12 protein-coding genes and 1 riboswitch are annotated in these 12,753 nt (G+C 70.4%); of the genes, 6 read left to right on the top strand and 6 right to left on the bottom strand.

Annotation, left to right across the window (positions count from 1 at the left end; genetic code table 11):
• Window positions 1-149: 149 nt before the first annotated feature.
• The 6 genes from ctaE (at window position 150) to ACZ561_RS29615 (ending at window position 7,343) form a co-directional block, all read left to right on the top strand.
• On the top strand, window positions 150-770 hold the full coding sequence (gene ctaE, locus ACZ561_RS29640; RefSeq protein WP_471000634.1) for an aa3-type cytochrome oxidase subunit III: 621 nt from the start codon (window positions 150-152) through the stop codon (window positions 768-770).
• A gap of 67 nt (window positions 771-837) precedes the next feature.
• On the top strand, window positions 838-1,647 hold the full coding sequence (gene qcrC, locus ACZ561_RS29635; RefSeq protein WP_376444316.1) for a cytochrome bc1 complex diheme cytochrome c subunit: 810 nt from the start codon (window positions 838-840) through the stop codon (window positions 1,645-1,647).
• Window positions 1,644-2,696, top strand: coding sequence for a cytochrome bc1 complex Rieske iron-sulfur subunit (qcrA, locus tag ACZ561_RS29630; protein WP_376444314.1), 1,053 nt, complete (start codon window positions 1,644-1,646; stop codon window positions 2,694-2,696). The genes qcrC and qcrA overlap by 4 nt, the downstream gene beginning before the upstream one ends.
• Window positions 2,693-4,318 (top strand): cytochrome bc1 complex cytochrome b subunit, encoded by a 1,626-nt coding sequence (gene qcrB / locus ACZ561_RS29625; RefSeq protein ID WP_471000631.1) that lies wholly within the window; start codon window positions 2,693-2,695, stop codon window positions 4,316-4,318. The genes qcrA and qcrB overlap by 4 nt, the downstream gene beginning before the upstream one ends.
• Before the next feature lie 152 nt (window positions 4,319-4,470).
• Window positions 4,471-5,535 carry an anthranilate phosphoribosyltransferase gene (gene trpD / locus ACZ561_RS29620; protein WP_471000628.1) on the top strand — a complete coding sequence of 355 codons (1,065 nt, stop codon included), beginning with the start codon at window positions 4,471-4,473 and terminating at the stop codon, window positions 5,533-5,535.
• Window positions 5,536-5,612: 77 nt separating this feature from the next.
• Window positions 5,613-5,729: riboswitch (SAM riboswitch) on the top strand.
• Between the two features lie 189 nt (window positions 5,730-5,918).
• Complete coding sequence (locus ACZ561_RS29615) at window positions 5,919-7,343, top strand: aminotransferase class V-fold PLP-dependent enzyme (RefSeq protein ID WP_471000624.1); 1,425 nt, start codon at window positions 5,919-5,921, stop codon at window positions 7,341-7,343.
• Window positions 7,344-7,353: 10 nt separating this feature from the next.
• On the opposite strand, the gene ACZ561_RS29610 is transcribed toward ACZ561_RS29615, so the two are convergent.
• The 6 genes from ACZ561_RS29610 to ACZ561_RS29585 all read right to left on the bottom strand — a co-directional run bounded on the left by ACZ561_RS29610 (window position 7,354) and on the right by ACZ561_RS29585 (window position 12,719).
• Window positions 7,354-8,505: a glycerate kinase family protein gene (locus ACZ561_RS29610; protein ID WP_471000621.1), complete on the bottom strand. Its 1,152-nt coding sequence runs from the start codon at window positions 8,503-8,505 to the stop codon at window positions 7,354-7,356.
• Entirely contained in the window at window positions 8,502-9,932 is a 1,431-nt protein-coding gene (locus ACZ561_RS29605; RefSeq protein ID WP_471000618.1) for an SLC13 family permease, read from the bottom strand. Before ACZ561_RS29605 ends, ACZ561_RS29610 begins: the two co-directional genes overlap by 4 nt.
• 73 nt (window positions 9,933-10,005) lie before the next feature.
• Window positions 10,006-10,665: a response regulator transcription factor gene (locus ACZ561_RS29600; protein ID WP_471000616.1), complete on the bottom strand. Its 660-nt coding sequence runs from the start codon at window positions 10,663-10,665 to the stop codon at window positions 10,006-10,008.
• On the bottom strand, window positions 10,662-12,107 hold the full coding sequence (locus ACZ561_RS29595) for a sensor histidine kinase (RefSeq protein WP_471000613.1): 1,446 nt from the start codon (window positions 12,105-12,107) through the stop codon (window positions 10,662-10,664). The genes ACZ561_RS29600 and ACZ561_RS29595 overlap by 4 nt, the downstream gene beginning before the upstream one ends.
• Window positions 12,082-12,354 carry a small hydrophilic protein gene (locus tag ACZ561_RS29590; RefSeq protein ID WP_329121470.1) on the bottom strand — a complete coding sequence of 91 codons (273 nt, stop codon included), beginning with the start codon at window positions 12,352-12,354 and terminating at the stop codon, window positions 12,082-12,084. The genes ACZ561_RS29595 and ACZ561_RS29590 overlap by 26 nt, the downstream gene beginning before the upstream one ends.
• An 83-nt stretch (window positions 12,355-12,437) precedes the next feature.
• Window positions 12,438-12,719: an Lrp/AsnC family transcriptional regulator gene (locus ACZ561_RS29585; RefSeq protein ID WP_017238849.1), complete on the bottom strand. Its 282-nt coding sequence runs from the start codon at window positions 12,717-12,719 to the stop codon at window positions 12,438-12,440.
• Window positions 12,720-12,753: the final 34 nt, after the last annotated feature.

Here is a 12,753-nt window from a genome sequence, read left to right as displayed (position 1 = left end):
GCGGCGGATGCTACTCCGTCCCACACCCCGTCAACACCGGTTCGACACCGCCAGGGAGACCGCTTCGATGGGCCGTTCGGGCTGGACACACGCCCCTGACACTCCGAACGGCACCCCCCGGAGTGAGGGCGGGATAAGCGACCGACATAATGTCGGTCGTGGCGACAGTAACGACAGTAGAAACCGGGCACGCGCACCCGTCGGTCAATCGACCGAACCTCACCAGCGTCGGAACCATCATCTGGTTGAGTTCCGAGCTGATGTTCTTCGCGGCCCTCTTCGCGATGTACTTCACCCTGCGATCGGTGATGGGCCCCGAGTTCTGGACGGAAAAGGCAGACGCCTTGAACTTCCCGTTCTCGGCGACCAACACCACGATCCTGGTGCTCTCCTCCCTCACCTGCCAGCTCGGCGTCTTCGCCGCCGAGCGGGGCGATGTGAAGAAGCTCCGGACGTGGTTCATCATCACGTTCGTGATGGGTGCGATCTTCATCGGCGGCCAGGTCTTCGAGTACACCGAGCTGGTCAAGCACGAGGGGCTCTCGCTCTCGTCGGACCCGTACGGTTCTGTGTTCTACCTGACCACCGGCTTCCACGGCCTGCACGTGACGGGCGGTCTCATCGCCTTCCTGCTGGTCCTGGGCCGGACGTACGCCGCCAAGAGGTTCACTCACGAGCAGGCAACCGCCGCCATCGTCGTGTCCTACTACTGGCACTTCGTCGATGTCGTCTGGATCGGCCTCTTCGCCACGATCTACATGATCAAGTAATCGGGTCCCGGGACCCGAGCACATCCAGCAAGCATCGACGCAGAAGATCCTGACACCGGGGTAATCCGTGAAAAAGCTCTCCGCACGACGACGCCATCCGCTGGCGGCGGTCGTCGTCCTACTCCTCGCGCTGGCGGCCACCGGGGGGCTGTACGCCGCGTTCGCGCCTGCGGGCACGGCGAAGGCCGATGAAACCGCCCAGTCCCTCGCCATCGAGGAGGGCCAGAAGCTCTACGCCGTCGGCTGCGCCAGCTGCCACGGAACCGGCGGTCAGGGCACCTCCGACGGCCCCTCCCTGGTCGGCGTCGGCTCCGCCGCCGTGGACTTCCAGGTCGGCACGGGCCGTATGCCGGCCCAGCAGCCGGGCGCCCAGGTGCCGAAGAAGAAGGTCATCTACACGCAGGCTGAGATCGATCAGCTCGCGGCGTACATCGCCTCCCTCGGTGCCGGCCCGATCACGCCGAAGGAGGGGCAGTACAGCCCCGACGGGGCCGACATCGCCCGTGGTGGCGACCTGTTCCGCTCCAACTGTGCCCAGTGCCACAACTTCACCGGTGAGGGTGGCGCGCTCACGCACGGCAAGTACGCCCCGAACCTCGAAGGCGTGAGCCCGAAGCACCTGTACGAGGCCATGCAGACCGGCCCGCAGAACATGCCCTCCTTCCCGGACACGACCATGCCGGAGAAGGAGAAGAAGGACATCATCGCGTACGTCCAGGCCGTCAACGGCGAAAAGGCCGACAGCCCCGGCGGGCTCTCGCTCGGCGGCCTCGGCCCGGTCAGCGAGGGTCTGTTCGCCTGGGTCTTCGGTCTCGGTGCGCTGATCGCAGTTGCCGTCTGGGTCGCGGCCCACACCGCTAAGGCCAAGAAGTCATGAGTAGCCAAGAGATTCCAGAAGAGAACCTGCCCGCTGAGCAGGACACCGCGCACGGCGCGGTGAAGGTCCTCGACGACCCGTTCGCGGACCCGGGCCTTCCGCCCCACAAGCCGCGCATCCAGGACATCGACGAGCGGGCCGCCCGTCGGTCCGAGCGTGCGGTCGCCTTCATGTTCACGCTGTCGATGCTGGCCACGATCGGCTTCATCGCCTCGTACGTGATCTTCCCGGTCGACAAGATCGTGTACATCTGGCCGTTCGGCCGGGTGTCCGCGCTCAACTTCGCCCTGGGATGGACGCTCGGTCTGGCGCTGTTCTTCATCGGCGCGGGCGCGGTCCACTGGGCCCGCACCCTGATGTCCGACGTCGAGATCGCCGACGAGCGTCACCCGATCCAGGCCTCCCCGGAGACCAAGGCGAAGGTCATGGCGGACTTCGCGGCCGGTGCCGCCGAATCCGGCATGGGCCGTCGGAAGCTCATCCGCAACACGATGTTCGGCGCGCTGTCGCTCGTACCGCTCTCCGGCATCGTGCTGCTGCGTGACATGGGTCCGCTGCCCGAGAAGAAGCTCCGGGTCACCCTGTGGGCCAAGGGCAAGCAGCTCATCAACATGAACACGCACGAGCCGCTGCGTCCCGAGGACGTCGCCGTCGGTTCGCTGACCTTCGCCATGCCCGAGGGTCTGTCGGAGCACGACCACGACTTCCAGGTCCAGATCGCCAAGGCCGCCCTGATGATCGTCCGTATCCAGCCGGAGGACATCAAGGACAAGCAGGAGCTCGAGTGGGGGCACGAGGGCATCGTCGCCTTCTCGAAGATCTGCACCCACGTCGGCTGCCCGATCTCCCTGTATGAGCAGCAGACGCACCACGTCCTCTGCCCGTGCCACCAGTCCACCTTCGACCTCTCCGACGGCGCCCGCGTCATCTTCGGCCCGGCCGGTCACGCCCTTCCGCAGCTGCGGATCGGTGTGAACGACAAGGGCTTCCTCGAGGCGCTCGGCGACTTCGACGAGCCCGTCGGCCCGTCCTTCTGGGAGCGCGGATGAGCACTGTGACCGACACCAAGAAGAAGGCGCCCGCCGGTGAGCGGGTCGCCGACTGGGCCGACGGCCGCCTGGGGATCTACTCCCTGGCCAAGGCCAACATGCGGAAGATCTTCCCGGACCACTGGTCCTTCATGCTCGGTGAGATCTGCCTCTACAGCTTCATCATCATCATCCTCACGGGCGTCTACCTGACGATGTTCTTCCACCCGTCGATGAACGAGGTGGAGTACCACGGCAGCTACGTCCCGCTGCAGGGACAGCTGATGTCCGAGGCGTTCAACTCGACCATGCACATCTCCTTCGATGTGCGCGGTGGTCTGCTCATCCGGCAGATCCACCACTGGGCGGCGCTGATCTTCCTCGCCGGCATGTTCGTACACATGATGCGCGTGTTCTTCACGGGCGCGTTCCGCAAGCCGCGTGAGATCAACTGGCTGTTCGGCTTCCTGCTGTTCTTCCTGGGCATGTTCACCGGCTTCACCGGTTACTCGCTCCCGGACGACCTGCTCTCCGGCACCGGTGTCCGCTTCATGCAGGGCGCGATCCTGTCCGTGCCAATCATCGGCACGTACCTGTCGATGTTCCTGTTCGGCGGGGAGTTCCCCGGCGGCGACTTCGTGGCCCGGTTCTACTCGGCGCACGTCCTGCTGCTGCCCGGCATCATGCTGGGTCTGGTGGTCGCCCACCTGATCCTGGTCTTCTACCACAAGCACACGCAGTTCGAGGGCCCCGGCCGTACGAACAAGAACGTCGTGGGCATGCCGCTGCTGCCGGTCTACATGGCCAAGGCCGGAGGCTTCTTCTTCCTGGTCTTCGGTGTCATCTCGGTCATCGCGGCGATCGCCTCGATCAACCCGATCTGGGCGCTCGGCCCGTACCGGCCCGACCAGGTCTCCACCGGCGCCCAGCCCGACTGGTACATGGGCTTCGCCGAGGGTCTGATCCGTGTCATGCCGGGCTGGGAGATCAACCTCTGGGGCCACACGCTCGTCCTGGGCGTGATGATCCCGCTGGCGATCTTCCCGGCGGTCCTCGCGGCGATCGCGGTCTACCCGTTCATCGAGTCGTGGATCACCGGCGACAAGCGCGAGCACCACATCGCGCAGCGCCCGCGCAACGCTCCGACGCGCACCGCCTTCGGTGTCGCCTGGATCACCGCGTACATGATCATGCTCGTCGGTGGTGGAAACGACCTCTGGGCGACCCACTTCCACCTGTCGCTGAACTCGATCACCTGGTTCGTCCGGATCTTCTTCTTCGCCGGACCGGTCATCGCGTTCGTCGTCACCAAGCGGATCTGCCTCGGCCTCCAGCGCCGGGACAAGGACAAGGTGCTGCACGGTCGCGAGTCCGGCATCATCAAGCGTCTGCCGCACGGCGAGTTCGTCGAGGTGCACCAGCCGCTCAGCCAGGGCGAGCTGTACAAGCTCACGGCCCACGAGCAGAACGAGCCGGCCGAGCTCGGCCCCCTCGTCGACGAGAACGGCGTGGAGCGCAAGATCGGTCGCATGGAGAAGCTCCGGGTCAAGCTCAACAAGGGCTACTACGGCGAGGACCACCAGGTCGCCAAGCCGACCGCCGAGGAGTACAAGGAGATCACCAGCGGCCACGGCCACCACTGATCACCTGACTCCCCCCTAGGGCTTCGCCCTGGGGGGACGCCCAGAAGGTCGCCACAGCGGGAGCCCCGTCCATTCGATGGACGGGGCTCTTTGCCGTCCCCGTGGGTCGATAGGGTGGAGTCGTATCCGTTACGCACTGACCAGGAGCTGCCATGAGCGCTGCGACCCCCGCTGGAGGACCTACGTCGGCGGGCCGCTCCTGGCCCACCGTCCTGGACGGACTGCTGACCGGCCGCGACCAGAGCGCCGAGGACACCGCCTGGGCGATGGACCGCATCCTGCGCGGTGAGGCCACCGACGCCCAGATCGCCGGCTTCGCCGTCGCGCTGCGTGCCAAGGGCGAGACCGTCGAGGAGATCTCCGGCCTCGTCCGGACGATGTACGAGCACGCCAATGTGATCGAGGTCCCCGGCCCGTCCGTGGACATCGTCGGCACCGGCGGCGACGGCGCCAAGACGGTCAACATCTCGACGATGTCAGCGATCGTCGTGGCCGGCACCGGCGCCAAGGTCGTCAAGCACGGCAACCGTGCCGCGTCGAGCGCGAGCGGCGCCTCCGACGTCCTGGAGAAGCTGGGCGTCAATCTCCAGCTGACCCCGCAGCGGGTCGTCGAGGTCGCGGAGGAGGCCGGGATCACCTTCTGCTTCGCGGTGAAATTCCACCCGGCGCTGCGCCATGTGGCCGCTGCCCGCAAGGAGCTCGGCATCCGGACCACCTTCAACTTCCTCGGTCCGCTCACCAACCCCGCCCGGGTCAAGGCGCAGGCGACCGGCGTGGCCGACGCCCGGATGGCGCCGATCATGGCCGGGGTGCTCGCCGAGCGCGGCTCCTCGGCGCTGGTCTTCCGCGGGGACGACGGCCTGGACGAGCTGACGACCACGGCCACCTCACGCGTCTGGGTGGTACGGGACGGTGCGGTGCGCGAGGAGGCCTTCGACCCGCGGGACGTCGGCATCGAACTCGTACCGGTGGAGGCGCTGCGCGGCGCCGACGCCTCGTACAACGCCGATGTCGCCCGCCGGCTGCTCGCGGGCGAGACAGGGCCGGTACGGGACGCGGTGCTGCTGAACTCGGCGGCCGCGCTGACGGCCCTGGAGCCGGGCGAGGGCACTCTGGTGGAGCAGCTGCGCGAGGGAATCGCGAAGGCGGCCGAGTCGATCGACTCGGGGGCGGCGAGGCAGGCGCTGGAGCGCTGGGTCGCGGCCAGCAACAGGTAGGAGCACGGCGCGGACCCCGTTCCGGAATCCGGGACGGGGTTGCGCGGCGGCGATCACGTGGCATACGTTCTGTGCCAGGTCATGAGTGACAGCCATTAAGCCCCGGCTGGCTGTCCGGCAACCCTCCGTCCGTGGCGGGGTGCCCCGGGTGAAGACCAGGCCGTAGGCAGCAAGGTCTACGGCAAGCGCGGACCCCTGCGACACCCTGGGGTCCTGGTCCTCAAGGGAGCAGTCTCGTGAGCAAGCGAATGCGCTAGGGCCTTCGGCCCCGTTGTCCCACCCTCCGCACGAACACCGTGTGTCGAGGCAACACCCGTACGCGGCACCCCACTTCGCGCTGCCCTGCGGGCCCTTCGCTGCCATTCCCGCCAGGAGATACCGTCATGTCCGCGTACCCGAACGCCACCGCCGTCGCCGCTTCCGCCGCCACCACGCCGGCCGCCTCTGCCGTCGACCCCGAGGCCGGCGACCCCTGCTGCGCCGCCCCGCTCCCGGTCCTGGGGCGGGACGTCACCGTTCCGCTCGTCACCGGGGGCGAGGTCACCTACGCCGCGCTCGACTACGCCGCCAGCGCGCCGGCCCTGCAGCGCGTCTGGGACGACGTCGCCGCCTACGCCCCGTACTACGGCAGCGTCCACCGCGGCGCCGGGTACCTCTCGCAGCTCTCCACCGACCTCTTCGAGAACAGCCGCGTCACCGTCGCCGAGTTCCTCGACTGCCGCCCCGGCGACCAGGTCGTCTTCACCCGCTCCACCACCGACTCGCTCAACCTGCTCGCCGCCACGCTCCCCGCCGGTTGCGAGGTCTTCGTCTTCGAGACCGAGCACCACGCCTCGCTCCTGCCGTGGAAGGACGCCCGGGTCACCTACCTCAACGCCCCGCGCACGCACGCCCAGGCCGTCGAGACCCTGGAGCGGGCCCTCGCCGACCGCGACCCCTACGGCCCCGCCCTCGTCTGCGTCACCGGCGCGTCCAACGTCACCGGGGAGCTGTGGCCGGTGAGGGAGCTGGCCGCCGCCGCGCACGCCCACGGTGCCCGGATCGTCCTCGACGCCGCCCAGCTCGCGCCCCACCACCCCGTTTCCGTACAGGAGTTGGACGTGGACTGGGTCGCCTTCTCCGGCCACAAGCTGTACGCCCCGTTCGGCTCGGGTGTCCTCGCCGGCCGTGCCGACTGGCTCCAGGAGGCCGAGCCGTACCTCGCCGGCGGCGGCGCGTCCAAGAAGGTCGCCCGCCGCGCCGACGGCGGTGTCGACGTCGAGTGGCACACCACCGCCGCCCGCCACGAGGCCGGTTCGCCGAACGTCATCGGCGTCTACTCCATCGCCTCCGCCTGCAAGGCGCTCACCGAGGCCGGGTTCGACACCCTCGTCGCCCGTGAGCAGCACCTGATCGACACCGTTCGCGAGGGTCTGGCCGAGGTCCCCGAGGTGAAGGTGCTCTCGCTCTTCGGCGACGAGTCCCCGCGCGTCGGTGTCATCTCCTTCGTGGTGGAGGGCTGGAACAGCTCCCACTTCGCCGCCGCGCTCTCCGCCGAGTACGGCATCGGCGTCCGCGACGGCCTCTTCTGCGCCCACCCGCTGGTCCGCACCCTGCTCGGCAGCGACCCGCAGACCCAGGGCGAATGCGGGGCCCCCGAGGCCGCGCCCGGTGAGAAGTCGCTCAACGCCATCCGCGTCAGCTTCGGAGCCGGTACGCCGGACGAGCACGTGGAGCGCTTCGTACGGGCCGTGAAGGAGCTCGTCCGGGACGGCGCGCAGTGGAAGTACCGCACCGAGGACGGCCGTTGCGTCCCGGACCGCGGCTGATCCGTCCCGCTCAGGCCGCCAGCCGGGTCCCCACCAGGACCATCCGCAGGGCGCGCTCGGCCGCGTCGGCGAGGAACTCGCCGCCCCGGACGAGCGCCTCGGGCAGGGCCATCGGCGCCGGCAGGATCGAACCGTAGGCGTCCACCCCCACCGCCCGCACATGGTGGACGCCGTGCCCCAGCATGCCGGCCAGCGCGAGGACCGGGACGCCATGGGACTTGGCCCGGTGGGCCACCTCGGCGGGGATCTTTCCCCGGACGGTCTGGCCGTCCAGGGCGCCCTCGGCCGTGATGACGAGGTCGGCGCGGGCCAGCCGGGCATCCAGGTCGATCCGGTCGAGCAGCACCTCGAAGCGGGGCAGCAGCCGGGCGCCCAGTGCGGCCAGCCCGGCACCGAGACCGCCCGAGGCGCCCGTGCCCGGGGCGGTTCGCAGATCGACGGGCCCGGGAAGGTCGCGGCCGAGGACGGTGGCCCAGCGCTCCAGCGCGGCCGACAGCTCCTCGACCCGCTCCGGGCTCGCGCCCTTCTGCGGACCGAAGACCCGCGCCACGCCCCGCTCCCCGCACAGCAGGTTGTACGGATTGCAGGCCACGAGCAGCTCGGAGGAGGCGAGCCGCGGGTCGAGGCCGTCGGGGTCGATCCGAGCCAGGCGGTTCAACGCGCCACCCCCTGGGGGAAGTTCGACCCCGTCGGCGTCCAGGAGCCGGGCTCCGAGTGCCTGGAGCGCACCCGCCCCGCCGTCCGAGGTGCCGGAGTCGCCGCAGCCGACCAGGATGCGGTCGGCCCCGGCGTCCAGCGCGGCCCGGATCAGTTCGCCGACCCCGAAGGTGGTCGTGGCGCCCGGGTCCCGCCGTCCGGGCGGCACCAGGGAGAGGCCCGCGACGGCCGCCATCTCGACCACCGCGGAGGAGTCGTCGAGGAGCGCGAAGTGGGTCCCTACGGGTGCGCCCAGCGGGCCGGTCGCGACCCGGGGCACGAGCGTGCCACCGGTCGCGGCCGCCAGCGCCCGCGCCGTACCCTCCCCGCCGTCGACCAGCGGGATCAGATCGAGCAGGGCGTCCGGGCAGGCCCTGCGCACCCCCTCGGCGATGGCCTCCGCGGCCTCGGGGGCGGAGAGGGACTCCTTGAACCCGCTGGGGGCGACGGCGATACGAAGGGTCATGGCTGGGACTCCAGACGGACGGGCACGCCGAGCAGCGGCCAGACGACGAGGGCGAAGAACAGCACCAGCGCGGCGCTGAGCGGGGCGAGCACGGCGGAGAGCCGCAGCAGATGACGCGGTGTGAAGGTCGGGACGCCGTCCGGCGGTTCGGAGAACAGCGCGACCGGTTTGGCGGAGGCGGGCAGGGTCTGGCAGAAGCCGGCGGCAGCCGTGGAGGCGAGCGCGGCGGCGACCGGATCGACCCCGGCGCCGACCGCCGCCGCCATCACCAGCGGCACCAGGACCGAGGAACGGGCGGAGCGGGACTGGAGGACCAGGTGCGCGGCCGTGCCGACCACGACGACCACGGCGAGGAAGGCCCAGGCGGGCATCCCGTCCGGCAGCCCGCCGACCAGCCACCCCGCAGCGCCCGAGTCGACCAGCGCCACGCCCATCGCGGTGGTCGCCGCCATGAACAGGAGCATCGGCCACGGCACGGCGCCAAGACCGTCCCTGAGCCGTACGGTCCCCAGCATCGGCGAGGAGGCCACCACCGCGCCGATCAGCGCGACCACGGCGGGCGACACCCCGTGCACGGGCTCCGAGCACCACAGAGCGATCACCGTCCCGAGCAGCAGCAGGCACCGGGTCTCCTCCGTGGTCAGCGGCCCCGAGACCGCGGTGGGGGAGTGCTCCTGGAGCCGGGCGGCGGTGATCCGCACCGGCTCGCGCCGATCCGCCCGGCGCGTCGTCGTCAGCAGGACGGTCTCCGCAGCCAGATGGGAGGAGACCACCGCAAGTGGCAGCCCGAGCACCAGCCACTCCACGAAGCCGATCCGCTCACCGGTCCGCTCCAGGAGCAGACTCACCGTGATGAGATGCGCCCCCGCCCCGATCAGCGTCGCCACCGCCGACAGCAGCACGACCGTGGGGAAGAGCAGGGCCAGCATCACCACCAGCCGGCGCCGTTCGGACAGAGCCTTGGCGAGCGACAGGAAGACCGGCAGCGCGAGCGCGGCCCTGCCCGAGGTGGCCGGGACGGCGAAGGCGGTCACCACCAGGGCCGCGGTGGTCAGATGGACCAGCTGACGTACGGTACGGGCCCCGCTGACCAGGAAGGCCGCGGCCCGCCCGGCGAGCCCTGTCCGGGTCACCGCGGCGGCCAGCACGAACGCGCAGATCAGCAGCCAGATCGTCTCGTCGCCGAGCGTGCCGAACAGGGTGTCGGCGCTGATCACCCCCGTCGCCGTCAGCGCGAGCCCCGCGCCGAGGGCGACATGGGTGTCGTCGACGGGGGCGGCGATCCAGGCGCAGGTGGCGAGGGCGAAGACCACCAGAGTGAGCCGGGCCTCGCCACCGAGGCCCGGGGCGACGCCGGGGACGGCGAGCAGCGCACAGAGGCTCAAGGAGAGGCAGAGCCACACCGACCGACCGAGGGAGAGTTTCACACGGACCACTCTCCGAGCGGGCGGTGAGCCACCGATGAGCCCTCCATGAAAGGAGGTTCATCGGCCCGGCCCGTCAGGGCATCCGGTACCCCATGCCCCGGACCGTCTCCAGGCGCTCCGCCCCCAGCTTCCTGCGCAGCGCCCGGACGTACACGTCCACGATGTTGGATCCGGGGTCGAAGTCGTACCCCCACACATGGGACAGGATCTGCACGCGCGAGAGCACCTGCCCCGGGTGGCGCAGGAAGAGCTCGAGCAGCACGAACTCACGGGCGGTCAGATCCACGGTCCGCTCCCCGGACCTGGCCCGCCGGGTGCGCAGATCCAGGGTCAGATCGCCGCTGCGCAACACCGTCACCTCGGGCGTACGGGCGGCGGTGCGCAGCCGCAGCCGTATCCGGGCCAGGAGCTCCTCGAAGCGGAACGGCTTGGTCATCCAGTCGTCCGCCCCGCCCTCCAGACCGGCCACCGTGTCCCGTACCGAATCACGGGCCGTCAACACGATGACGGGCAACGTCACCCGGGCCTCGCGCAGTTCTCGCAGGACGGTGAAGCCGTCCCGCCCGGGCAGCCCGATGTCCAGGACCATCAGGTCGAAGCCGCCGGTGACGGCCCGGTGGAGGGCGGTGTCGCCGTCGGCGGCGACCGTGGTCGTGAAGCCGTTGGCGCGCAGCCCCTTCTCCACGAAGGAGGCGATCCGGTCCTCGTCCTCGGCGATCAGAATGCGGTTCACGGTGACTCCTCGAGGGCGAGTACGAGTACGAAGGTGGCGCCGCCGCCCTCGGTCGGGCGCAGTTCGACGCGCCCGCCCCGATGGCCTTCGGCGATGGCCCGGACGATGGAGAGGCCGAGGCCGGCGCCGCTGGTCCGGGCGCCGCGGCGGGTGGTGCCCCGCCGGAACCGTTCGAAGACGACCTCGGCGTCCTGTTCCTGGACGCCCGGGCCGTTGTCGGCGACGTACAGCTCGATCCGGCCCTCGGCCGTCCGCGAGCCGATCGCAATCCGCTGCCCCGGCACGGTGTGCTGGACCGCGTTCTGGGCGAGCTGCACCATCGCCTGGGTGATCCGCTGCGGGTCGAGGGCGGCCTCCCGGTCGGCGACCCCGTCGAGGGCCCAGTCCCGTTCGCCCAGCGCCCGCGCCTTCACGAAGACATCGGCGGTCAGCTCCGCGAGCTGGACCGGCTCGGTGCGGACGAAGTCCGGCCGTTCGGCCTTGGCGAGCAGCAGCAGGTCCTCCACGATCCGGCTCATCCGGTCGAGTTCGTCGGTCACCAGCCGGACGGTCTCGCGCTGCTCGGCCGGGTCCTCGCCCATCAGCTCCAGATGACCACGCACGATGGTGATCGGCGTGCGCAGCTCGTGCCCGGCGTCGTCGACGAACTGGCGCTGCCCGGCGAACGCCTGTTCAAGACGGTCCAGCATCGCGTTGAAGGTCTCGGCGAGCGCGGCGATGTCGTCCCGGCCCTGGACGGGGATCCGCTGGGTCAGATCGCGCTCGGTCAGTTCGGCGGCCGTCGCGCGGACCACTCGTACGGGTGCAAGGATGCGGCCCGCGACGGCCCAGCCGATGCCGGTCGTCATCAGCAGCGCCACGCCCGATATGGCGAGCAGGACGCGGAACGCCTCGTCGGCGACGGCCCGCTCGCGGTCCGCGTGGAAGGCGACCACGAACGCGGAGTCGCCCCCGCCGCCGGGGCTCTCCATCGGCACCTTCGCCCACCGGACCTCGCCCCGGGCGCGCTCGATCCGACCCGAGGAGGCGTCGGACGCGGCGATGGCGTCGAGCGAGACGCGGTCGCGGTGCAGGGCGACCGTGGTGGGGAGGTCCCGGGACTGCCGGATGACGCGGAGCCCCGGGCCACTGGTGCCCACCAGGCCGAGGAGCTCCTCGTCGGGGTCGGAGTACTGCCGCTGGAGGAAGATCCGCAGGAGCGCGTCCGGGTCGGTGAACCGGCGCCCGGTCGCGGGATCGACGCCCTGTTCCACGAAGTTGGCGAACTCCCCGGTCTCCTGGGTCAGGAGCTGGTTGATCCGGTGGTCCACGTCCCGCAGCAGGAGCGAGCGGGTGGCCACGGCGACGGCGGCCAGGGCCACGGCCATCACGAACAGCAGCCACAGCAGGATGCGGACGCGTGCGGAGACGCGGTGGTCAGCCCTCTTCACCGAGGTCGTCATCGTCGTCGCCGGTGGCCGAGGGTCCGGGCACCACCGCGTCGGACGGCGGAGCCGACGGGGCCGACGGCGTGCCGCCGGGGCTCGGGGTGGAGCTCGGTGTCGAGCCGCTCGGCGTGGAGCCGAGCTGCACGGCGGGCGGCACCCGGGGAGCCTCGGGCTCGTCGGTCAGGGCGTAGCTCGTCGCGGCTATCCCGAGCGGGATGGCGACGACGGCGGCGAGCGTGGCCATGCGATGGGTGAAGGACATGCGATCAGGCTGGCGCGCGCGGGTGGCCGCCAGGATGAGGCCCCGATGAGGATTCCTTCATCTTCACCGCGGTGTCCTCCGGGTCAGGACTCCAGGCCGATGGCGAAGGCCGCTTCGAGGTCGTGCTGGGAGTACGTACGGAACGCGACGTGCGTGTCCGTCGCCTCGACACCGGGGATCTTGCTGATCCGGCCGGGGATCACGTCCGCCAGGTCGTCGTGCCGGGGCACGCGGACCATGGCGATCAGGTCGTACGTGCCGGTCACCGAGAAGACCTCGCTGACGCTGTCGAGCGCGGCGATCGACTCCGCGATCTCCGGGATGCGGTCCACACTGGTCTTGATGAGCACGATCGCGGTGATCACGGCTGGCTTACTCCCTCGGTCGCCGCGGCTTGGA

This window comes from Streptomyces sp. NPDC039609 (assembly GCF_055596705.1).
The sequence above is the reverse complement of the archived record's forward strand: the minus strand, read 5'-3'. Positions and strand labels throughout refer to the sequence as shown.

Excerpts from the sequence above, each read along its gene's own strand:
- ctaE (WP_471000634.1), top strand. The coding sequence starts at position 150 with ATGTCGGTCGTGGCGACAGTAACGACAGTAGAAACCGGGCACGCGCAC.
- qcrA (WP_376444314.1), top strand. The coding sequence starts at position 1,644 with ATGAGTAGCCAAGAGATTCCAGAAGAGAACCTGCCCGCTGAGCAGGAC.
- qcrB (WP_471000631.1), top strand. The coding sequence starts at position 2,693 with ATGAGCACTGTGACCGACACCAAGAAGAAGGCGCCCGCCGGTGAGCGG.
- trpD (WP_471000628.1), top strand. The coding sequence starts at position 4,471 with ATGAGCGCTGCGACCCCCGCTGGAGGACCTACGTCGGCGGGCCGCTCC.
- ACZ561_RS29615 (WP_471000624.1), top strand. The coding sequence starts at position 5,919 with ATGTCCGCGTACCCGAACGCCACCGCCGTCGCCGCTTCCGCCGCCACC.
- ACZ561_RS29610 (WP_471000621.1), bottom strand. The coding sequence starts at position 8,505 with ATGACCCTTCGTATCGCCGTCGCCCCCAGCGGGTTCAAGGAGTCCCTC.
- ACZ561_RS29595 (WP_471000613.1), bottom strand. The coding sequence starts at position 12,107 with ATGACGACCTCGGTGAAGAGGGCTGACCACCGCGTCTCCGCACGCGTC.
- ACZ561_RS29590 (WP_329121470.1), bottom strand. The coding sequence starts at position 12,354 with ATGTCCTTCACCCATCGCATGGCCACGCTCGCCGCCGTCGTCGCCATC.